This is a genomic window from uncultured Tenacibaculum sp., assembly GCF_947499065.1.
Lineage (GTDB): Bacteria > Bacteroidota > Bacteroidia > Flavobacteriales > Flavobacteriaceae > Polaribacter.
The window spans coordinates 66,565-88,886 of the sequence record NZ_CANMMT010000007.1 but is presented as its reverse complement, the minus strand read 5'-3'; the positions used below and the strand labels follow the sequence as shown (position 1 = coordinate 88,886).

Annotated in this window: 25 protein-coding genes and 1 tRNA gene; 15 read left to right on the top strand and 11 right to left on the bottom strand. The window is 29.4% G+C overall.

Annotation, left to right across the window (positions count from 1 at the left end):
- The 9 genes from Q0958_RS14185 (at position 1) to Q0958_RS14145 (ending at position 6,886) form a co-directional block, all read left to right on the top strand.
- Positions 1 to 393, top strand: coding sequence for a carboxypeptidase-like regulatory domain-containing protein (locus Q0958_RS14185; protein WP_299124197.1), 393 nt, complete (start codon positions 1 to 3; stop codon positions 391 to 393).
- Positions 393 to 959 (top strand): glycosyl hydrolase 108 family protein, encoded by a 567-nt coding sequence (locus tag Q0958_RS14180; protein WP_299124195.1) that lies wholly within the window; start codon positions 393 to 395, stop codon positions 957 to 959. The genes Q0958_RS14185 and Q0958_RS14180 overlap by 1 nt, the downstream gene beginning before the upstream one ends.
- A 63-nt stretch (positions 960 to 1,022) precedes the next feature.
- The gene (locus Q0958_RS14175; protein WP_299124193.1) at positions 1,023 to 1,337 is read left to right on the top strand and encodes a hypothetical protein; all 315 of its coding nucleotides are present in this window, start codon (positions 1,023 to 1,025) and stop codon (positions 1,335 to 1,337) included.
- Positions 1,334 to 1,933, top strand: coding sequence for a hypothetical protein (locus tag Q0958_RS14170; protein ID WP_299124192.1), 600 nt, complete (start codon positions 1,334 to 1,336; stop codon positions 1,931 to 1,933). The genes Q0958_RS14175 and Q0958_RS14170 overlap by 4 nt, the downstream gene beginning before the upstream one ends.
- A 4-nt stretch (positions 1,934 to 1,937) precedes the next feature.
- Entirely contained in the window at positions 1,938 to 2,471 is a 534-nt protein-coding gene (locus Q0958_RS14165; RefSeq protein WP_299124191.1) for a hypothetical protein, read from the top strand.
- Complete coding sequence (locus Q0958_RS14160) at positions 2,471 to 2,950, top strand: hypothetical protein (protein WP_299124190.1); 480 nt, start codon at positions 2,471 to 2,473, stop codon at positions 2,948 to 2,950. The genes Q0958_RS14165 and Q0958_RS14160 overlap by 1 nt, the downstream gene beginning before the upstream one ends.
- 18 nt (positions 2,951 to 2,968) lie before the next feature.
- On the top strand, positions 2,969 to 4,015 hold the full coding sequence (locus tag Q0958_RS14155; RefSeq protein WP_299124189.1) for a hypothetical protein: 1,047 nt from the start codon (positions 2,969 to 2,971) through the stop codon (positions 4,013 to 4,015).
- 5 nt (positions 4,016 to 4,020) lie between these two features.
- The gene (locus Q0958_RS14150; protein ID WP_299124188.1) at positions 4,021 to 4,476 is read left to right on the top strand and encodes a hypothetical protein; all 456 of its coding nucleotides are present in this window, start codon (positions 4,021 to 4,023) and stop codon (positions 4,474 to 4,476) included.
- 7 nt (positions 4,477 to 4,483) lie between these two features.
- A complete protein-coding gene (locus Q0958_RS14145) occupies positions 4,484 to 6,886 on the top strand; it encodes a zincin-like metallopeptidase domain-containing protein (protein ID WP_299124186.1) in 2,403 nt (800 codons plus the stop codon).
- A 92-nt stretch (positions 6,887 to 6,978) separates the two neighbouring features.
- Here Q0958_RS14145 and Q0958_RS14140 read toward each other — a convergent pair whose 3' ends face one another.
- From Q0958_RS14140 to Q0958_RS14130, 3 genes are all read right to left on the bottom strand, one after another.
- A complete protein-coding gene (locus Q0958_RS14140; protein ID WP_299124184.1) occupies positions 6,979 to 7,176 on the bottom strand; it encodes a hypothetical protein in 198 nt (65 codons plus the stop codon).
- A gap of 79 nt (positions 7,177 to 7,255) precedes the next feature.
- On the bottom strand, positions 7,256 to 7,948 hold the full coding sequence (locus Q0958_RS14135; RefSeq protein ID WP_299124182.1) for a hypothetical protein: 693 nt from the start codon (positions 7,946 to 7,948) through the stop codon (positions 7,256 to 7,258).
- Positions 7,932 to 8,237, bottom strand: coding sequence for a hypothetical protein (locus Q0958_RS14130; RefSeq protein ID WP_299124181.1), 306 nt, complete (start codon positions 8,235 to 8,237; stop codon positions 7,932 to 7,934). Before Q0958_RS14130 ends, Q0958_RS14135 begins: the two co-directional genes overlap by 17 nt.
- A 391-nt stretch (positions 8,238 to 8,628) precedes the next feature.
- Between Q0958_RS14130 and Q0958_RS14125 the strand changes: the two genes are divergently transcribed.
- Together Q0958_RS14125 and Q0958_RS14120 are read left to right on the top strand one after the other, a co-directional pair.
- On the top strand, positions 8,629 to 9,891 hold the full coding sequence (locus tag Q0958_RS14125; RefSeq protein WP_299124179.1) for a Y-family DNA polymerase: 1,263 nt from the start codon (positions 8,629 to 8,631) through the stop codon (positions 9,889 to 9,891).
- Positions 9,891 to 10,613, top strand: coding sequence for an SOS response-associated peptidase (locus Q0958_RS14120; protein WP_299124176.1), 723 nt, complete (start codon positions 9,891 to 9,893; stop codon positions 10,611 to 10,613). Before Q0958_RS14125 ends, Q0958_RS14120 begins: the two co-directional genes overlap by 1 nt.
- 189 nt (positions 10,614 to 10,802) lie before the next feature.
- Here the strand turns inward: Q0958_RS14120 and Q0958_RS14115 are convergent, their stop codons facing one another.
- The 5 genes from Q0958_RS14115 to Q0958_RS14095 all read right to left on the bottom strand — a co-directional run bounded on the left by Q0958_RS14115 (position 10,803) and on the right by Q0958_RS14095 (position 14,266).
- Positions 10,803 to 11,156: a hypothetical protein gene (locus Q0958_RS14115; protein WP_299124174.1), complete on the bottom strand. Its 354-nt coding sequence runs from the start codon at positions 11,154 to 11,156 to the stop codon at positions 10,803 to 10,805.
- A 45-nt stretch (positions 11,157 to 11,201) separates the two neighbouring features.
- A complete protein-coding gene (locus Q0958_RS14110; protein ID WP_299124172.1) occupies positions 11,202 to 11,834 on the bottom strand; it encodes a hypothetical protein in 633 nt (210 codons plus the stop codon).
- 7 nt (positions 11,835 to 11,841) lie between these two features.
- On the bottom strand, positions 11,842 to 12,489 hold the full coding sequence (locus Q0958_RS14105) for a hypothetical protein (protein ID WP_299124170.1): 648 nt from the start codon (positions 12,487 to 12,489) through the stop codon (positions 11,842 to 11,844).
- Between the two features lie 349 nt (positions 12,490 to 12,838).
- Positions 12,839 to 14,128, bottom strand: a complete 1,290-nt coding sequence (locus tag Q0958_RS14100) for a tyrosine-type recombinase/integrase (RefSeq protein ID WP_299124168.1) — start codon at positions 14,126 to 14,128, stop codon at positions 12,839 to 12,841.
- A gap of 56 nt (positions 14,129 to 14,184) precedes the next feature.
- Positions 14,185 to 14,266: transfer RNA gene (locus Q0958_RS14095), tRNA-Leu, on the bottom strand.
- Positions 14,267 to 14,366: 100 nt separating this feature from the next.
- Here Q0958_RS14095 and Q0958_RS14090 point away from each other — a divergent pair.
- The gene (locus tag Q0958_RS14090; protein ID WP_299124166.1) at positions 14,367 to 15,755 is read left to right on the top strand and encodes a dipeptidase; all 1,389 of its coding nucleotides are present in this window, start codon (positions 14,367 to 14,369) and stop codon (positions 15,753 to 15,755) included.
- Positions 15,756 to 15,799: 44 nt separating this feature from the next.
- On the opposite strand, the gene Q0958_RS14085 is transcribed toward Q0958_RS14090, so the two are convergent.
- From Q0958_RS14085 to Q0958_RS14075, 3 genes are all read right to left on the bottom strand, one after another.
- Positions 15,800 to 16,351: a hypothetical protein gene (locus tag Q0958_RS14085; protein ID WP_299124164.1), complete on the bottom strand. Its 552-nt coding sequence runs from the start codon at positions 16,349 to 16,351 to the stop codon at positions 15,800 to 15,802.
- A 102-nt stretch (positions 16,352 to 16,453) separates the two neighbouring features.
- Positions 16,454 to 17,152, bottom strand: a complete 699-nt coding sequence (locus Q0958_RS14080; protein WP_299124163.1) for a response regulator transcription factor — start codon at positions 17,150 to 17,152, stop codon at positions 16,454 to 16,456.
- 1 nt (position 17,153) lies between these two features.
- Positions 17,154 to 18,509, bottom strand: coding sequence for a HAMP domain-containing sensor histidine kinase (locus Q0958_RS14075; protein WP_299124161.1), 1,356 nt, complete (start codon positions 18,507 to 18,509; stop codon positions 17,154 to 17,156).
- A gap of 167 nt (positions 18,510 to 18,676) precedes the next feature.
- On the opposite strand from Q0958_RS14075, the gene Q0958_RS14070 reads away from it, so the two are divergent.
- From Q0958_RS14070 to Q0958_RS14060, 3 genes are all read left to right on the top strand, one after another.
- Positions 18,677 to 19,045 (top strand): BlaI/MecI/CopY family transcriptional regulator, encoded by a 369-nt coding sequence (locus Q0958_RS14070; protein WP_299124159.1) that lies wholly within the window; start codon positions 18,677 to 18,679, stop codon positions 19,043 to 19,045.
- Positions 19,045 to 21,069, top strand: a complete 2,025-nt coding sequence (locus Q0958_RS14065; protein ID WP_299124157.1) for a M56 family metallopeptidase — start codon at positions 19,045 to 19,047, stop codon at positions 21,067 to 21,069. Before Q0958_RS14070 ends, Q0958_RS14065 begins: the two co-directional genes overlap by 1 nt.
- A 92-nt stretch (positions 21,070 to 21,161) precedes the next feature.
- Positions 21,162 to 22,262: a DUF4407 domain-containing protein gene (locus tag Q0958_RS14060; protein ID WP_299124154.1), complete on the top strand. Its 1,101-nt coding sequence runs from the start codon at positions 21,162 to 21,164 to the stop codon at positions 22,260 to 22,262.
- Positions 22,263 to 22,322 lie beyond the last annotated feature (60 nt).

The following is a 22,322-nucleotide window of genomic DNA, read 5'->3' as shown; positions in this document are numbered from 1 at the left end:
ATGTTTAGAAAACAAGGAAAAATAATTGATGAAACGGGTATGGGAATACCTGGTGTTCATGTATCAGTTGTAGGAAATCCCTCAATTGGAACTACTACTGATATAGATGGGAATTATGCTTTAAATGTTGGTGGTTCAGCAAAATTGAATTTTTCGCATTTAGGTAAAGGAATTAAAACAATTCCAGTTGCAGAAGTACCTGGTGTTTTAAAATTGGATGCCAATTTTGAAATGTTAGACGAAGTTGAAATAACACTTCCACCAAAAAAGAAAAGTTATTTAGGTTGGAAAATAGCAGGTATTGCAGCAGCAACTTTAGGATTTATAGTCTTATTGTCAGGTAATGATGAAGAAAAAAAGGAAAATAAGAACGTTCAAAAAGTAGTTTTATAATGGCAAATTATGAGATTTTTAAAGCCTCAATTCAAAGTCATGAAGGAGGTTATCAGAATATCCCAACAGATTGGGGAAACTATAATTCTAAAGATGAATTAGTAGGAACAAATTTTGGTATTTCAGCACGTTTTTATGAAAGCGTAATTGGTAGACCTCCAACGCAGCAGGATATGCTTAATATTACTCAACAAGAAGCTCATATTCTTTTTAAAAATGAGTTTTGGGATAAGGTTTTAGGGGATTATATAGACAGTCAAGAAGTAGCTGAAACTATTGCAGATCATGCAATAAACTCTCAGCCTTATAAAATTACAAAAATCGTTCAACGTGTTTTAAATAAAGAGTTTGGTAAAAGCTTAAAAGTAGATGGACTTTTTGGTGCTAAAACTTTAGCTGCGGTTAATTCAGTAGACTATAAAAAGTTATTTATTGAAGTTGGATTAGCAAGAAAAGCATATTACGAAAGTCGTCCTGATTTTAATCATCATGGTAAAAGTTGGCTACGTAGGTTACGCTTATTATCTGAAAAATTCAACATTGTAATTAAAAAAAAAGTAGCCTAATAATTACATCACTCTTCCTACTAGGCATTGGTTATACATTTTATAGAATAAAACAAAAAGACAATGACAACACAAGAGATACTTGATTATTTAGGAATCAAATTAGGCTTTTTAATTGTAGGGGGTGTCTCTGGAATTATAGGTGCAAAAGCAGAAGATAAAAAAGGATTTTTAAACTATCTATTTCGTGCCTTTGGAGGTGCAATGACAACAGCTTACTTAACTCCTGTAGTTGTAGATTATTGTAAATTTTCTGAAAACTCATCCTATGGAGTTGGTTTTTTAATTGGGCTAACTTCTATGAATTTGGTGCAATTAATTTTAAAGTTGAGTTCAGATTTTGAATTTATTAAAAATTTAATTCCAACAAGAAAATGAAAGATTTGATAAAATATATTCTGTTTGTACTTATTGTTTTTATACTAGGGTTTAACTTAAATACTTGTGTTAAACAAGAATCAAGAACAACAGAGAAAACCACAATTACTAAAGAAGTAAAACAAAGAAAGGATAGTATTTCACATGATACAATTATTCATAGAAAAGAATTTGTAGTGTATGATACTATTAAAAAAGTAATACTTGAGTACGTTAAAAAGCCACGTAAAGAAAGTGAAGTTTTGAAAAAAGTTGTAAAAAGTAAAGACACTTTTAATCTTTCTAACGCCAAGGTTTATTCCACCATTTTTTCTGAAGGAAAGGTTTTAAAACACAATCTAAAAGTTATTACAAATGATTCAATAATAACTAAGCTTATAGAACGAGAAATATTTACAGAAAAGACCAAAAACACGCTGTTTTTAAATGTTAGCCCCTTACTAAGTTTTAATAGTTCACTTATTGGAGCTGAAGCAAGTGTTGATTATACCATTAAAAACAAATTTCGGATAGGTGCAGGAGTTGGATATATAGAACCAATAGGCGTGAAAGGAACTGCATATTTTAAAGTAAAAATAGGAATCCCTTTAAATTAAGAAAATGGAAAAAACAAAATTACCTAAGAAAAAACAAGAGCAAAAAGGGTCATTCCCTACTGGAATATTAGCAACAATTGCAATTGCAATTATTGGATACGCTAAATACATAAAGTTTGAAAACTTTATTAATTCAGTAAAATTTAGAATTGTTTTAGTTCAAAAAAATGAACGTGATATCATAACATTTATTAGTCCTTTGAGTGGGCTTAACATTCCTTATAAGATTGAAAACATAGAACTGTTTTTTGATAACCATATTTGGAAAGTTCAAGGTTGTGAATTGCATAAAAAAATCGTTGCAAACTCTCAGATTCCTATTTCGATAAAAGCCTATAGGAACGCTCAGAACAATACGAATCAGACAATAATGGCAGTTACCTATTCCGTTTTTGGTTATACTGTTAAAAGAGGATATCAACCTGAAATTATTAGAAATGAGAATCAACAAAGACCAGGTGTAACTCAACCACAAGTATCAAGACCTAATACCAATACACAAAAAAAGCCTTGTAGCTGTAAAAAACAATATTCATAATGAGTAGAGTAATTAAAATAAGTAAAATAAATAATATTACCCTGGTAACTGTAGTTGAAAATGGAAATTCAAAAACAAGTTACTCATCAATCCGTAGAGTTGTTTCAAAAGAACCAGGTGGTGTAATAATAGAGCCGAATCCAGAAGAGCCTGAATTCAATAACTTTTATATTCCTTTAAATGAGTTAGAAGATACTTTTGAAGCAAAGGATGCTGATGGTTTAATTGCTGAGTTTGCTGCACGAGGTTTTTTTAGTGGAGCTGCTAACTCAAGTACCCCAGGTGCAAGCATAAATCAAAACAATAAGATTGTAGAGATTGAATTACCATCGGTAAATGTTCCTTTAGGTACTTCAAATAAAGATGCTTTAGCAACTCAAATAAATGAGTACTCTATTGACCTTAAAGAAGATGAAATTTTAATAGTTAGAGTTGGTCATTTTATTCAAGGTGGACCAGTAGAAGGGGGAGGAAAATAATAAGTTTTAGAAAAAATCATGAATACATATATATTAAAAACTGGTAAAGGAAAATACGGAGTTAATGGAACACAAGTTAAAGGAACTGATTTAGCAACATTAAGTGAAGATAATGTTAGGTTAATTAATGCTTTAATTCAAGAAAACAATGAGAATCTTCCTGATTTGTCAATACTAAGTAGTATCACTCCACAATCAATAAAAAAATGGAATGAAGAACAATTTACTCCTGCTGAAGTAAAGAAATTAAAAACTCTTATTTCTTGGAGAAATGTTTCACTACCCTTTAAACTTCTAATGAATAAATCAAGCGTTCCTGCTTTAAATACTTCTAGTATTGTGGCTTTAAAAAACTACAATGATGGTTCTGTTTCAGGAAATTATTTATTGGTTTATAAAAAAGTTTCCTCTAGTAATGTAAACTGGAAGTATCTAAAAGATAGTACCAAAATAGGGATTCATTATTATGATGAAGCAAATCAGGTTCCTGATGCTTTTGTTTTAGAAAAAACTACTGAAATCAAAGTAGATGATTATGTAGTTTATAAAGTTACTGGAGCAACTTCAAATGCTCGTTTTTCAACATTTCTACCTAATCAGGAAGGGTTTCATCCTAGAAATGTATATGTATATTCTTTGGAGAATACTCCTTTAATAAAGCCTGATTTTTACAAAGAAGGAACGTTTACTCCAGAGTTAAAAGTTTCAGGGAATTCAGCAACACATTCATTTACAACTCTAAAAGCAGAATATGAAAGGTTTGGTAATACTGTAAACTTTCGAATTTTAATGAGTGGTATTAGTACCCAAGGAAACCCAGCAGGTTCTTTAGATATTGTAGGGATGCCTTTTCCTTGTGATTATAACGATGCAATTTCAATAGGGGCTTTTAGAGGTAGTAATATTTCAAGTGCTGATGTAGCAAGGATTAAAGCTTATGTAGTTGCTAACTCAATACAGTTTAGAAGTGTAGATGTAACAGTAGATACATTTACGAATACAATTTTTACTAATGGAATGATACTAGTTTCGGGATCATATAAAACTAACGTTTATACCTTCTAAAAATGATGAAAAAAGTAATATTAGGAGCTATTGCAGGTATTGGGGTTTATACACTTGTAAAAGTGAATAAAGTCAAAGAATCTGCGGGAAAATTACAGTTGAAAATAAGTGGTTTGAGTGGTTTAGATGTAAGTATAAAACAGATAAATTTTAAATTATCTTTTAGCATACATAATCCAACAAATGAACATATAGGGATTAATACTTATAAGCTGCTTAAACTGCATCAAATTAAGTTCTATAACAAAAGAAATAATGCTTTTTTAGGAACAGCAACAGCTAATCTTTCTAACATTCAAATACCAGGAAAACGAACTGTAGAAATTAAAGACGTGCCTACACAATTACCAGTTAAAAATCTTCTTTCAAATTTAGATTTATTCCAGGGAAATATTGAAGAAAAATTATTGATTAAACTTCAATTTGAATCATTAGGAAAACACTTTGAATTAATAGCTTAAAAAATTTATGTTAGAATCACTTATAAAACAATACAACGAATTAGATAAAACCAAAGTAACTAGAGTTTTCTTAGAATCTTATTTAAAGAAATTATCAGTAGTAAAAAACACTACTGAAGAAGCTCGTTTTATGCATGGTAAAATTAAAAACATATTAAAAGAGTTTCCAGATCAGGAGTTTTTTATTGAGCTATCAAAAAAGGTAAAACATGTAAATGTAAACCAACTCCAAGGAATGGGAATACCTTTATATTCCAAGCCTGTAAAAGATGTTGCCTTGGGAATGAATGGGAAAATCAATGCTGAAGATATTTATCAGATGATTACTGATAAAATGATTGATTTAATAGAGGAAGCAACTGGGCATGGATATGTAAAAAGATGGCAGGAAACAATTAACGAGTTTATGTACCCTGTAAATTTTATTTCCAAAAAACCATATAGAGGGATAAACCATGCTCTTTTAACAACTTTTGGAATGAAAAGTTTTGAGAACCCTTATTTTTTAACCTTTAAGCAAGTAGAAAAACTTAAAGGTAAAATTAAAAAAGGTTCAAAAAGTCATGAGGTAGTTTATTTTACAAAACTATTCATCTTTCAACAAGATGAACATAAGTTAAAAATTGGTACTTATGATGTAAAAAGATTTGTTACTTACATCAAAAAACATCAAAGTAAAATTAAACACTTTCAAAATGGAGGTAGTTTAGATTCTTTTATAAGTCAATCAATTGTACCATTATTAAAATACTATAGAGTATTTAATGGAGCTGATATCGAGGGAATAGATTTTAAATTAGATGAATATAGAAAAGAATTTGCTAAAACGGATAAAGAAAAAATAGCAACTGCTGAAGCAATCGTTAAAGCTTACCCAACTCCAAAACCACCTTTAAAACATGGTGGAGATCGAGCGTATTATACACCGACTAAGGATTTTGTACAAATACCTAAGTTAAACGATTTTGAAACTAAGGAAGATTACTATAGAACTTTGTTTCATGAGTTTATTCATAGTACAGGACACAAAAAGAGATTAGATCGTTTTGTTCCTGGAACAAAGTTTGGCGATGCTGATTATGCAAAGGAAGAATTAGTGGCAGAATTTGGAGCTGTTTTTTTAAGTGCTGAAGCGGGTATTATGTGGCGTAATGATTCAAATCATGCAGAATATATAAAAGGATGGAAAAGAGCTTTAAAGCATCTTAAAAACGATAATAAGTTAATTTTTAGAGCTAGTTCACAGGCACAAAAAGCAACTGATTTTATTTTACAACGTGATGAAGAAGGAGTTCCAAAGTATTTACATGGTTTATTAAAAACAGCATCCAAGAAAACATCAGAAACAACAAAAAATAAAGCAGCTAGAAAAAAAGAAGTTGTAGGAATGAATGCTGCTGAAATTATTGTTGATTTACCTCCAACTAAAGAAGTATTTATTACTTTACCACCAAAAAAGGAAACGTTTGTTGCAACAGAGAGCAACAAAAGTGCAACAAAACTGCAACAAAATGAATTTAAGGAGGGTGCTCCTCAAACCCTTATGAATACTGGGTTTTCTCCAACTGTTGCAACAGAGAGCAACAAAACTGCAACAAACTTGCAACAAAACTCCAACAAAATTGCAACAAAACCGCAACAAAATTTAGAGCCTGCAACAAAAGTGCAACAGCTTGCAACAAATGAGCAACAAAAGAAGAATCCATTTAAAACCTCTTATGAATTATTAAACTCTGAAGAAGCTCCTTCTGAATATTTCATTTTAAAGAATCAAGATTTATCTAAATTCTTAGGAAAAATTGAAAAGAAGAAAAGAGGTTCGTTAGTAATTACTTTAGATTCTGAAGAAGGAGGAGGAAAAACACACACCGCTTATCAATTTGCAAATGCTTTTGCTGAATCAGGATATAAAGGTGTAATATTTAGTTTTGAAGAAGGGGCAAACAATGAGCTTTCAAAATCAAAGCAGCGTAAATACTTTACTGAAGAAACGCAAAAATTGGTTACAGTTGTTGAAGATAATGCAGACTTAACTAAAGAAGAAAACTTTAAATTAATCATTGATAACATTGATTACTTCGATTTAATTATAGTTGATAGTTGGGCTAAAGTTTTGGAGTTAAACAGTAGAGCTAAAATAGATAAGGACTTCCGTAAAAAATTTCATGGAAAAGTCTTTATGATTATCAACCAAAGAACCAAGGATGGTAAAATGAGAGGTGGTTCTAATGTTGCTTATGATGGTGATATCATTTTAAAAGGTGTTGTAGATCGTGACGATTTTAAAAACAATTACATCTATAATCATAAAAATAGATACAACGATTATAATCCTCTTTCTGATTTAAAGTATAGTCCATTTTATCAGCAATTAATAACTGAAGAAAAAGAGATTGTTTTAAATTTATAATTCCTATATTGTATTTAAGTTTAACAAGACGCTGTTAAACTTTCTTTTTCATAGCAATTTTCCCACTCAATCTTAGAGTGGGTTTTTTATTTTTAAAACTGTTGCAAAATTGTTGATGTCTGTTGCAATTTTGTTGCAGGCTCTAAATTTTGTTGCGGTTTTGTTGCAATTTTGTTGGAGTTTTGTTGCAAGTTTGTTGCAGTTTTGTTGCTCTCTGTTGCAACAGTTGGAGAAAACCCAGTATTTATAGGGGTTTGCGGAGTACCCTCCTTAAATTCATTTTGTTGCAAGTTTGTTGGTGTTTTGTTGCAAAGGGATTTAAAAAACTATAGGTTTTAAGACTTTAGAGATTTCAAATTAGCTCTAATTTTAATCTGTTTTTTTATGTTTAGAATTATTCCTTTTTCTGTTTTTTGGCAATTTAATGATTATGTTTCCTATAGAATCTCCACTTAAAACATGTTTATAGTATTTATAAACATAAAGTGCAGAGTCTAGTTTTGTGACCTTACTAGAGTAATACCTATATTCCTTATCACTTTTTACATCATATGATATTCCGTAATTTTTTTCCATCAACTTATATAATCGTCTGTATATTTCTAGTGAATCTGATGGGATAATTATTTCAGAAAATAACTTGTTGTCTTTTTTGTAAGTTTTATAATCAACATTCAAATTAGACTTTGAAAGTTTAACATAAGATTTATATATCTTAACCGAATCGTTAAGTTTAGAGTTTTCAGCTTTAAGTTTTTCTATTGATTTCAATTGACTATTTATAAACTCAAGTAATTCTTCTGTCGAAACTTTTTTGTTATTAATTAAAATATTACAATCTTGAATATATTTTTTAATTATACTGTCCGATTTAGTTTTTTTAGAATTTAAAGCATCCTCTTCTAAAAAAGTTTTTTTAATAAGTTTTTCTCTTTTTAAAACTTGATTTTCAAGATTCTTGTTGTCAAAATATAATAAACTTGAAATTCCTATTGCAATTACCAATCCAATGGAAAGAACAATTACAATAATTTTTAAGAAATTTTTATTGCTTGTCTCCATTTATTTTATTTTCTAGTCTTTTTACTACGTTTTCAATTAATTTTACTCGTTGATTTTGAAGTGATTGTTTTTCTTCTTTACAGGCATTAATTTGTTTTTGCAGTTTTTCATTAAAATCTTGCTTTATCTCAAATTTTTCCATTCGAAATTCTAGACTTGATTGAATCCTCGCAAAAGCATAACCTAAGCCAGCGATAAAAACGAAACCAGAAATAATAGCAAACCATTTTTTTATAGGCTCTTCATACCATTTTGGATTACCGGAGGTTTTCTTCTTTTTCTTTGCCATTTTTATATCATATTTCCTAGAATTTGAAATTTATATTTTTACTTGAGCTTATCTTGTCAAATCCAAACAAATATATTGTTTATCTCTTAAAGATTTTCAGGTAACAGGATATTTTGCTTTCAATCGTTTGAAAATAAAATATTAAATACGTTGTTTTTTACTTACTACAATTATATTAATAAACTTTATTTAGCTTTTAGTAGAGTTGAGTAACTATAGTATTCGATATAATTTTAAGTTTTCGAATGTACAGTAAAAATTAATTTTATTTCTACGGAAACCCGTATAAAAGTAAGGTTATTCCCTATTTTTATTTAAATTAAAATCCTCTTGCATATTCTAACTTATCAACATTTTTAAAACCTATAGCTATAAAAGTTAACTTTGCAATATGTTTGCATTGGTAGATTGTAATAACTTTTATGCGTCTTGTGAAAGGCTCTTTCGTCCAGATTTAAATGGTAAGCCAGTAGTGGTTTTATCTAATAATGATGGGTGTGTAATTGCTCGTTCAAGTGAGGCAAAAAAGTTAGGTATTCCAATGGGAGCTCCTGCATATCAATTCAAACAAGTTTTTAAAGAAAATAATGTAAATGTATTCAGTTCAAACTTTCCGCTGTATGGTGATTTGAGTCAACGAGTAATGAATATTTTACAGTTGTATACGCCAGATATAGAAATCTATTCAATAGACGAAGCTTTTTTAGAGTTTAAAGGATTCGACAAACATTTTTCTATTCGAGAACATTGTTTGGAAATGAAAGCTAAGGTGCAGCAATGGACTAGTATTCCAATATCCATAGGGTTAGCCCCCACAAAAGCGCTTTCTAAAATAGCGACAAGAGTTGCTAAAAAATACCCTACACAAACTAAAGGAGTTCATGTTATTGATACTGAAGAAAAACGTATTAAAGCATTAAAATGGGTTGCTATTGAAGATGTTTGGGGGATAGGTAGAAGGTATGCAAAAAGACTACGTGCATTAAATGTAAATACTGCTTATGATTTTACACAGCTGCATCCGCAATGGGTAAAAAAGAACATGACAATTGTAGGCTTGCGTTTGCATCGTGATTTATGTGGATTACCTACTTTAAAATTAGATGATCCTATTGTTAGTAAAAAGAACATTGCCACAACAAGATCATTTGCAAAAGACCTGGAGTCATTTGATGAAATACGTGAACGAATATCAACCTTTGCAGTAAAAAATGCTGAAAAGTTACGTAAGCAAAACTCTGAATGTAGTTATGTAATTGTGTTTATTGCTACAAATACACATAAGAATCCAGATAAGCAATATTCAAGAAGTGTAGTAATGACTTTACCATATTCCACAAATATTAATAACGATTTAAATGTGTATGCAATTGCTGGTTTGAAGAAGATATTTAGAAAAGGATATCAATACAAAAGAGGTGGAGTTATTGTTGGTAATATTCGTCCTATGGGAACAAAACAATTGACCTTGTTTGATGCTCAAAGAGCTAATATGCAACCTTTAATGAGTGCTATTGATAAATTGAATACAAAATATCGAAAAGATTATATTAAATTAGCTACACAAGATCCAAGTAGAAATTGGAAGATGCGCCAGGAAAGATTGTCTCCTAATTACACTACAAAGATGTCAGATGTTTTAATCGTAAAATAATGTGTTATCATATTTCCAATACCAAGCCTAAAGCCAAGGAACTAGAAGATAGATTTGAAGCTACTTTTGAGTTTCCTGAGGTTTATGAGCCGTATTATCATTTTAATGGTTGGGAAACTAAAAACTTATATATTATTCGACAAGATGATCCAGAAACTATTGATGTTGCTTCATGGGGTTTGCTACCTAGTTACTATGATTTATCAGAAAGAAGTTCCTTTTTAAAAAGAACCAATACTTTGAATGCTACTAAAGAAAGATTGTTTGAAAGTCAGTTATTTAGTCAGTTTATTGAATGGCAACGTTGTTTAATTATCGCCGATGGTTTATTTGAGCCGCATAAGGATCCTGAAATAAAAGGATCTATTCCTTATTATTTTAAAAAACAAGATCACGGGTTATTTGCATTTGCAGGTGTATATAGTGTTATTGATGATGGACATACACCTTTGTATTCAGCAAGTATCATAACAACAGAAGCAAATCCAATGTTTAAAAAAATACATAATTCACCAAATAGTAAAGGAAGTTATCGTATGCCATTAATTTTAGATCCTTCAGATGAATACGAATGGCTGCACTGTAATAACAATACCGATATTGTAAAAACATTACTTCACACATTTACTAAAGAGCCTATTGAAACTTATTCAGTATCTCAAGATATTTTTAAAAGAGTAGATAGTAATAGAAAAGATATTATTGACAGGATAGAGTATTAAATTATAGTTTTTTGGATTTTTACACTCAATTAAACTTTTTATTTTCTTTTATAGTTTGGAGTTCCTTTTTTTCTTGAGAGAATATAAATATTGAAAAAAAGAAAATTGAAATAAATAATAAGTATTTCTGTTACATTTTGTTACACAGAGATTTAAAACCTATAGATAAGACCGATAAAATTAGAATTATTATTCTTCAGAATGAATTTCCCATTTACACAAATCCATTAATTTTACTCTTACTCCCATATCTGAGGGCTTTCTAGGAGGAATGCCAAATATTTCAGAATGCGAATAATTTCCTTCCACTGGTTTATGCAAAACAGTTAAAGGCAAAGGCGTTGATCTTATTCCTAAGATAGGAATCGAAATTACACCATTACGTTGAGGAATCCTAGCACGCTCTAATGTCTGTTCTGGGGTAGAATGTTCTGACCAATCAACAGATAGCCCTCCTTCTCCTTTTGCATCAAAGGCAACAGGACGAATCATTTTATTTAGATTTCCACTCTTGAAGTAAACATTTTGTTTATGAACCCTCATGTAAACTTGATGTTCATCAGGAATATTATCAACTACCTCCATTAATTAATTCTTTAAAGGAAATGGAATCATTTTGAATTTGAAGTCATTCAATAAAAAATCTCCTTCAGAATATTGTTTATTGGGTGTGTCAGAATAAAAGCTTCCTTTATTATTAATAAAATCTAAATTTATAAACAGTCGAAAATCATCTTCATCCCATGCAATATCAATTGTCCCTTTTGGTCCGTGATGCATCATAGGGAAATATAAGTCACCTGAAAAAACACTAAGCAACCATTTATAAAAATCAATAATGAAGCTAGCCCCAGACTCCCAAGATTGCTCTGTGTATCCAATAGCTCCTTCATCATCCCAATCATCTTTTAAATCGAGAATATATTTCCCCTCTAAAAACACACTCTCTAACTCTCTAATAGCATACGGTATTTTTAAAGTTATATTGTTGTTTATAAGTAAAAGACGGTGATTAGCACGTCTCTTTTTAACCGATGGTGAAGCAATCCAAGTAGCTTTATCAGTCGTATCTGACCAACTTAAGTTTTTTGCTGGAGATACTTCTTTTAACATAGATTCCATGTTGAAATACATATCTTCAGAATTCTTCTTTTTTAATCTAGGAATAGTACCTAGTATTTTAGAAACAGGAGCTTTTACAGCTTGTGAATTGTCAGTCATGATTAATTTAAATTAATTTAATATCCCCTGAGAAATTACCTCTAAGCATTTTATCTCTTTCAATAGCTTCCTCTATATCACCTTTTAATTTAATCATATCATCTATACTTAAATGCATATATAATTCCTTTTTAGAATTAGAAGCTAGATATTTAACTCGAAATTTATGTAATATTACACCATATTTTTCATTCTCTTCAAGTTTATCAAATTCTAAAAAACGTATATCTGCATGGAAACTAGAATCAATAAAAGAATTATAATTCTCATTTCTATACTCTCCTACCTTATCAAGAAGTAAAAGGTTTTTATAATTTGAAAGAACTTGAAGTAAATTTCCTTTTAACTTGTTTTTTGCTTTTGTATTTAAACCAACTTTAGAAAGCTCATTATATGACTCCGCAAGGTTTTTGGATATAATTCCAATATCATCATCTTCTACTTTTAATAGGTCTGTAAAACTTAACAATGTTAATAATAAATCATCTCCATCTATTTTCAGAAGATTTCTTAATCCGTATGCTATTTCACGATAGTGTAATCCAATATCTAATTTTTTTAAATAAACAACAAGGCTATTTAATTCATCATCAGATAGTTTACTAATTATCTTAAAACCAGGAAATACTTGTTTTGGTACTAATATTTTTGCCATAAAAAAAAATCTTAAGTAAATATATGTTTATATTTATAAAAAACATATAAAACTTTGTTATTTATTTCATAATATTCATTAGATTTTTGAGGTTTCAAATATATAATAAAAATAAAACTTGATTCTACGTAAAACCTTACTTTAAGTAAGGTTTTACCCTTTGTGAAATTTAGTTAAAATAGCTTTGTTTAACTAATTGTTATTACAATTAACTAATTGCGATATAGTTAAGTGAAAAATAAATTTATTTATAAAAGAATAAAAAAAACTAAAAAATGTTAAAACAATTACAATTTTGTTTTATACAACACAAAAATATTTCTGAATCTCCATTTAACAAGTGAAAATTTTATAAAACCTCATAATTATAATCTTTTGACCAATCTTCTGGTAATTGCCCTCCAATTTCTCTTAGATATCTTCTCGTTACCTGTTGATCTTTATGCCTCATTATTTCCTGTAACTTTAACACAGATTCAAACTCACTAAAACCTTCATTCCTAAAATTATAATATACACTTAACGCGCTTGTATGGCGAAATGAATAAATACCATATTCATCACCAAGATTAAAGTGGTTTTTTACCTTTTTGAATTTTCTTCCAAACCAATCCTCTCTTGATTTTTCTTTTTTAGTTTCCCAATAACCAATTTTATTATCTCTAGTATAAATCAACATATCACTAGTATAATTCTGCATTTCTAATTCTTTGAAATATTTCTGTAATGGTTTAACCAATCTTATATAAGTTCTATCTTCTGTTTTACTTTCAACCTCAATTGTATTATTGATTAAATCGACATTTTTGACTTTAAGTCTAATAATCTCTATAGGCCTTAAAAAAGAATACCACATTACTTTAATAAAATCATATAAATATGGATCGTTTTCTTTAGTGTACTTTAAAATATCATCTAATTGTTTATGATTAAAAGGCTTGTTTTTTTTAGCATTACTCTTAAGGTCGCTAATTTTTAATATAAAATTTTGTTTAATTATATCTTTTTCAACTAATTCACTAAATAAACCTGACAATACTCTTTTATGATTATTTCTACTAACATTACTCAAACGTTTAGACAAATCACCGAGGTAAAAAGAAATATGTTTTTTGGTTAAATAATTTATTGGTTTTTTATCTATTTTTTTTTCTTTTAACCATTTTACAAAGGAATTGTAATAAACTGTATTAACATCTTTTGAAGATTCTTTCCAGCTATTTTTTTTATGCTCAAATGCTATTTTTATTGCTTCAATGGTAGTATAATTTTCAGAAACAACATCATTATTAAATTGAATTTCTTCAAAAGGACTATAACCTTCTTGTAAATACCTTTTTATAGCACGTTGTAAATTTTTTGCAGCCGCATTCCTCCTACCAATTGATGTTTCTTTATTAATTCCACTTTTTTTCATGAACTTTTCCATCAATCCTGTACTCGGATTTCTAAAATAATAATAAACATGCCATGGTTTTTTTGTACTAACAACTTTTTTACCATTTTTTATTTCATGGTATTTATAAATTTTTGGGTCTGAAAACAACGTATCTAAAATTTTTAAACGAGAACTTAAAGATACTTTTTTTTTCTTCTTTACATGTCCTTTTACATGTACTTTAAAATTATTGTTAGGCATAAAAAAAATGCTTAAAGAGTTAATATTCTCTATAAGCATTGATTATTCTAATTAAGTACGGGCGGAGAGACTCGAACTCTCACACCTCACGGCACTAGATCCTAAGTCTAGCGTGTCTACCAATTCCACCACGCCCGCATACTTTGAATTTGTGGGTGCAAATATAAACAATACTTCTAAACTACAAAGAACATGCACAATATTTTTATTATTTTTGATGCTTACTAATTTACAACACATGCAAAACGTTAAAGAATATATTGCTCAACATAAAGATAGATTTATCAATGAGCTAATCGAATTATTAAAAATACCTTCGGTAAGTGCAGACCCTGCCTATAACCAAGATGTATTAAATACAGCTGATGCTGTGAAAGATAGCTTAGAAAAAGCTGGATGTGATAACGTAGAAATATGTGAAACTCCTGGTTACCCTATTGTTTATGGAGAAAAAATTATAGATCCGAACTTACCAACTGTTTTAGTTTACGGACATTACGATGTGCAACCTGCAGACCCTATTGAATTATGGGATTCTCCTGCTTTTGAACCTGTAATTAAAAAAACAGACATTCATCCTGAAGGAGCTATTTTTGCACGTGGTGCTTGCGACGACAAAGGACAAATGTACATGCATGTAAAAGCTTTAGAATACATGACCTCAACTGGAAATTTACCTTGTAACGTAAAGTTTATGATTGAAGGTGAAGAAGAAGTAGGTTCTGAAAGTTTAGCTTGGTTTGTACCTAGAAATAAAGAGAAATTAGCAAACGACGTTATTTTAATTTCTGACACAGGAATGATTGCTAACGATATTCCATCAATCACTACTGGTTTACGTGGTTTAAGTTATGTAGAAGTTGAAGTTACTGGTCCTAACCGTGACTTACATTCTGGTTTATATGGAGGTGCTGTAGCAAACCCAATAAACATTTTAACAAATATGATTGCTTCTTTACACGATGAGAACAACCATATTACTATTCCTGGTTTTTACGATAAAGTAGAAGAGTTATCGAGAGAAGAACGAGACGAAATGGCGAAAGCTCCTTTTTCTTTACAAGAATACAAAGATGCCTTAGATATTGACGATGTACACGGTGAAGCTGGTTACACAACCAACGAACGTAACTCTATTCGTCCTACTTTAGATGTAAACGGAATTTGGGGAGGTTATACTGGTGAAGGTGCCAAAACTGTAATCGCTTCTAAAGCTTATGCTAAAATTTCTATGCGTTTAGTTCCTGGTCAAGATTGGGAAGAAATTACCGAATTGTTTAAGAAACACTTTGAGAGCATTGCTCCAAAATCGGTAAAAGTAGTTGTTACTCCTCACCACGGTGGACAAGGATATGTAACTCCTATAGACAATATTGGTTATCAAGCTGCTAGTAAAGCGTATCAAGAAACCTTTGGTGTAACTCCAATTCCACAACGTAGTGGAGGAAGTATTCCTATTGTAGCTTTATTTGAGCAAGAATTAAAAAGTAAAACCATTTTAATGGGATTCGGATTAAACTCTGATGCGATTCATTCTCCAAACGAACATTTTGGTGTTTGGAATTACTTAAAAGGAATTGAAACCATTCCTTATTTTTATCAATACTTTACAGAGTTATCTAAATAAATTAAAAATCCCACATGCTAACATGTGGGATTTTTCTTTTGATACTATCTCGTAGCTCTTTTATAAGCTTCTTTTGCTAATTCTAAAGCTTTCTCTGCCTCTTTAACTAGCTTTTCCTTTGCTTTCGTAGGGTCTTCGTTATTCACAATGTATTTTAAGTTTTCTACTATTTTTTCAATCTTGTTTTGAAACTTTTTTGAAGTAAATTCTCTATCTACAAAAATTCTAATACCTCCTTCTGAAACTTTACATTTAAATGCTTCATCATCATTTTTTTCAATCATCCAGAAAGTAGAATCGTTTGTATTCGTAAACTTCATTCCTTTAAGATTGTCTTGTAAATATCTCGATACATTATTGGTTAGTTCATCTCTATAAGAGGCTCTAAATTTAAATGTCGAATTGGTTTTCTTTACAGAAATTGAACTTGAACTACTACTATAATCATTCGACGAATTTGTGTAAGTTGTGCTCTGTGTTACACTATGCGTTGTTGATGTTGATGGCGGTGTAGGTGGCGTTGGTGATGTTTGAGCACTTAATGTAAATGCTGTTAAAAAAATTGCTGTGATTGTTACTGTTACTAAAGCTTTCATGTGTATTTATTTTTAAAATTAAACCTTGTTTTTAGTCAATAAAATGACTGTCTCTATAATTTTGTGTTATAGAAATTCTATTATTTTTATATGTAATTGTGTTTATTTTTCTTGAGAAGCTATCTTAAATTCTAGCCCCACTCCTCTTATGCTTTCAATTTTTATATTCGCATCATCTTTAAAGTATTTCCGTAGTCTGCTTATAAAAACATCCATACTTCTCCCTGAGAAAAAATCGTCAGTATTCCATACTGCATTCAGTATTTCGTCTCTTTTTAATAATTGATTTTTATGAGTAAACAAAAATTGAATTAATTCGGCTTCTTTTTCAGTTAGTCTTTGTGTATTATCCTGTAATTTTAATGTTAGCTTTTGTGGATTAAAATCGTAATTCCCAATTTTAAAACTATCAGTTATTACTATATTAGTATTGCTTTGTTGACTCCTTTTTATAATATTTTGTAACCTGAGAATAAGTTCGTCGGCTTCAAAAGGTTTAATGATATAATCGTCTGCACCTAGCTTCAGTCCTTTAATTTTATCCTCCTTTTGGTTACGTGCCGTTAAAAAGATAAATGGAACTTCTGGATACTTTTCTATTATCTTTTCTGCCAGTGAAAAACCATCTAATTTAGGCATCATCACATCAAAAACACAAATATCAAATGTTTCATCCATAGCTATCTGCAATGCCTCTTCTCCATTCTTTGCCCAAGTAACATTGAAATTATGCAATGTTAAATACTGCTTTAAAATATTTCCAAAATCGATATCATCTTCAGCCAATAATACTTTTTTCATTTTACACAGGAATTTTAATTGTTATGGTTGTTCCTTTTTCTAACCCGCTATCTAATTGAATAGCCCCTTGATGTGCTTTTACAATTTGCTTTACATAATACAGTCCTAAGCCTAAACCTTTTACATTATGTATGGTTGTATTGTTTACTCTATAAAATTTATCAAATATTTTTCTGTGATCCTTTTTCGCAATTCCAATACCATTATCTTTTATTATTAATACACCATGGTTATTTTCATTTTTCAGCCTAATATCTATTGTATCTCCTCCATATTTAACAGCATTGTCTAATAAATTTAAAATAGCTGTATTAAAATGAAAAACATCTAAATTCAAGTTTATATCAGGTTCAGAGTATTCAAATGAGATAGTTATTTCCTTCTTTTGAATTTTATAATCATCAATCAAGTTTTTTAAATGATATTGAAGAACGACTTTTTCCTTATGTAGGTTTATTTGTTCAAATCCTAGTGAGTTATTCACCACTTGATCTATTAAATTTTGCAATCGAACACGCTGCCTATTAATAGTATTAACCACCGATTGAAACATTTCTTTATTCTCCGCTATATTTTTCTGTTGCAATGTTTTTGTTGCAATACTTAAAGTTGCTAAAGGCGTCTTTAATTCGTGTGTGATGTTATTTACAAAATCGGTTTTTATATCTGCATTCTTTTTCTGTTTTACCAAGCTATACAATGCATAAGTAAACAACCCAATTACTGCTATTATTGATAGAAAGCTTAGCAAAAGCACCCAAAACATGCGTTTAAAGATTTCACTCTTCCAATTTATAATATCTATATAGCTTCTGGTTTTTATTTTAAAACCAATATTATTTTTTTCACTGCCTTCATTAACTGTTTTACTTACAGTTTCCCAGTCACTTTTATTATAAAAGAAACGTGTTTTTGGATTTAGCTCTTTACCATATAATAAAACCGATTCATTATTTAGTATTGTATCATTTACTTTTCCTAAAAGAATAACCGTTGTTATTTCTTTTTGAAAATCTACAGGAAATAATAATTTCTTTGTTCTTATTTTCTCTTCAAAGTAAGCTACAAACTGTTTATTTATACTATCTCTTTGAAAAGAAAATCTTTCAAGCAATTCTCCCTTTGTAATTTTTCCTTCTTTATAGCTTTGAGCATTTTTTTTAAGTTTTACTAAATATCTGGTATCCCAATCCGGGTTATCATCTGTTTCTATAAATGCTAAATCCTTTTTTACTTCATTAAAAAATAAGTCACGTTGCAACGTAAAAGTGTTTTTTATTAATGAATATTGTATTGTAGATAAGGTTACAATAGCAATTATTGACACAGTTATTAATATGTTTATTCTTCCTTTCATTACCCCAAAAATAGTGTAAACTTCTTGTAAAAACGCATATTAACAGACCGTTAACCTTGTATTAACCGTTAACAGGAATCTTATTAACATAAAAATATTTTATCTCTACATTTGTAGAATATATTTTTTATCTCTACATTTGTAGAGTTAATTCTAAACATGTAGAGATGCAATTATCGAAAACCGAAGAACAAGTAATGCAATTGTTATGGAAACTAGACAAAGCTTTTATGAAAGATTTGTTGGCTGAGTTTCCAGAACCTAAACCAGCAACCACAACAGTGGCTACTTTATTAAAAAGGATGAAGGACAAAGGTTTTATTGATTATAAACTTTTTGGAAAATCGAGGGAATACTATCCTAAGGTTAAAAAGTCAGATTACTTTTCTAAACACGTTAATGGCTTAATTAAAAACTTCTTTAACAATTCTGCTAGTCAATTTGCATCGTTTTTTACAGCTGAAACTGATTTATCGATTACAGAACTTGAAGAATTGAAAAATATTATTGATAGTCAAATTAAAAAACAACAATAATGGTAAGCTATTTAATTAAATCTGGTATTTGCTTAGCACTGCTACTGCTCTTTTATCATTTGGTATTAGAACGCGAAAAAATGCATCATTTTAATCGCTTCTATTTATTAGGTAGCATTCTATTTTCTTTTATAGCTCCTTTATTTGTTATTTATATAGAAGTTCCAATGGAACTAATAGAAACCACAGAAGCTAGCAATCAACCTTTTATTATAGATATTACTGAAACTAATTATAAACCCATAGATTACTTATTCTATTTTTTAACTTTTTCGGTAATAATTTCAAGTTTATTGTTAATACGTTTTCTGAATAATTTATTTTCTATTCTTCTAAAAATTAGAAAAAATCTAAAAATAAAACATAAAAAAGCAATTCTTGTTTTAGTAAATGATGCAATTACACCACACACTTTTTGGAACTATATTTTTATAAACATTGAAGAATATAATTCTCAAAAAATTGAAGAAGAATTATTAACACACGAGTTAACCCACGTTACCCAAAAACACACGTTTGATGTATTACTTATTGAATTTTTAAAAATAGTTTTTTGGTTTAATCCAATCTTCTATTTCTTAAAGAAATCAATTCAATTAAATCACGAATTTTTAGCCGATACAAAGGTTATCAAAAATCATAAAAACATTTCCAGCTATCAATATTTATTATTGAATAAAACTGCTTGGAACAATGAATATTACTTGGCCAGTAATTTGAATTATTTATTAACTAAAAAAAGATTACTTATGATGACTAAACAAAGTTCACGTAGTAAAATCTTGTTAAAAAAACTGGCAGTAATTCCAGTACTAGCAGGATTCGCATTTCTCTTTGCTGAAAGAGTTGAAGCAAAGGTTCCTAACAAAAGTTATTTAGACTCTAAAATCACTAAAGATAGTCCTAATGCTATTCCTTTACAACCAACTTCAACTCAAAAGGATATTAAAGAAAAAATGTACCTTATAAAAAGAGACACCTTAAAAGAAACATCTCGAAAAGAGTATATGTATCATAACATGGTGGTGCGTAAAAAAGATAAAAACGGAAAACTAGTAACGAAAAAATTTCATGAGTTAACGGATGAAGAAAAAAGACAGCTTCCTCCTCCTCCACCTTTAACTTTAAAAAAGAAAAAAGTTTCTAAAAGCTTATTCACTAAATTAAAAGACGGTAGTAAGTACGCTATTTGGATTAATGGAAAGCATGTTAAAAACGATGTTTTAAACAAGTATAGCCATACTGATTTTGCCTCTTTCTCTGGAAGTTTTGTACATAATAATGCTCGTAGTAAAAAATTTCCACAGGCCTATCAATATTCATTAAGTACGCACGCATACTTTAATGCTCAAAACAAAAAGGTAATTAAAAACTACAATAAGTGGAAAAAACAAAATAATGGTTTAATACCACCTCCGCCTCCATCGCCAGTTGTAAAAAAGGGAGAAATTTCAAACATTCCTCCACCTCCAGTTCCTCTATCTATAAAGGTAAAGAAAGGTAGTGAGAGTAGCATACCTTCTCCACATTCACCAATTATAAAAAAAGGAGACGTTTCTAATATTCCACCACCACCTCATCCTAAATCTAAAAAAGGTAGTGCTAGTAATATACCGCCGCCACCACCACCTATGTCTGCCTCTGAGTTAACATTTAAATATCCTAACGCAACGTTTTACTTTAATGGTAAAAAAATTAATCACAGAAAAGCAATATCGATAACTAAAAACAATAAAGAGTTAAGTGTTTGGACTAAAGATGTAAATAATAAAAAAGTAATTGAATTTGCTACTAAGAAGCATATGGCTTCTCAAAAAACTGTTAGTATCGATAAAATTAATAAACTAACTAATGAGCAGATTTTAAAATTACCTAAAGGGAATACTAAAAAAATCAGTTATTATTTAGATAACAAACTTATTTCTTTAGAGGCGTATAATAAAATAAATAAAAACAATATTGCAACGATACATGTAAAAAGAGACAAAGAAGGTAACAATTCAATCTACGTTACTAGAAAATAATCAATTTAAAATTATGTTAAAAGCCTCAATATCTGAGGCTTTTTTGTAACATTATTTTAAAACTATCGTTCTTATTGTATAAGCTTATATTCATGATCAAAGATTTTTTCCTCTTATGCTCTGGTGTGGATCAGAATTTAATTAATGATTGCTCCAACGGAGAACAAAACAAGTACGCTGGAATTGGCGCTACAGTTTTTTTTACTGCTCTTATGGCTACCATAGCTTGTAGTTATGCCTTATACACTGTATTTGACAATATATATTCATCAATCTTTTTTGGTTTTCTTTGGGGACTATTAATTTTCAACTTAGATCGTTTCATAGTTTCTACTATAAAAAAGAGAGATTCTAAACGCCAAGAAATTCTACAAGTAATTCCTCGTTTATTATTGGCACTCATTATTGCTATGGTAATATCTAAACCTTTAGAGTTAAAAATATTTGAAAAGGAGATAAATCAAGTTTTATTGACTGAAAAAAATCAAATGACTTTAGACAACAAAACTCAAATAGCACAGCAATTTACTCCTGAGATTAACAAAATAAAAGAAGACATAGAAGCTTTAAAAACTGAAGTTATAGAAAAACAAAAAGAAACTGACGCTTTATATGAAACTTACATAGCAGAAGCTGAAGGAAGAAAAGGCACTAAACTCTTAGGAAAAGGTCCTGTATACAAAGAAAAAAGAGAGAAACACGATGCTTCGTTGGCCGAATTAAACGAATTAAAAAAAGTAAATTCTGAAAAGATTAGCCAAAAAGAAAATACTATTGCCGATTTACTTGAAAAACAGAAATTAAGAGAAACACAAACACAACCTATTATTTCTAGCTTTGATGGTTTAATGGCAAGGATAAATGCTTTAAATAAATTACCTTGGCTACCTTCTTTCTTTATTTTCTTGTTATTTCTTGCCATAGAAACTGCTCCTATATTTTCAAAATTAATAAGTCCAAAAGGAGAATACGATTTTAAGTTAGAAAATCAAGAATCACTTGTAAGAACATGGATACAACAACAAGTTCATCAAAGAGAAGCTATTTTACAAACAGATATTGACCTTAACAATAAAATTTATTCTGATTTAAAAACAGAAGAAGAAATTTATAATTACAAACAGAAAATGGCTCGTAATTTATTAAAATTACAGGCTGATTCTTTTTATAAAAATCAACAAGAAATATTATAATTAATTTGTTATTTAATTTTTAATCCTTTTTTCTACCTTTGTTTACTAGTTAATCAAAAA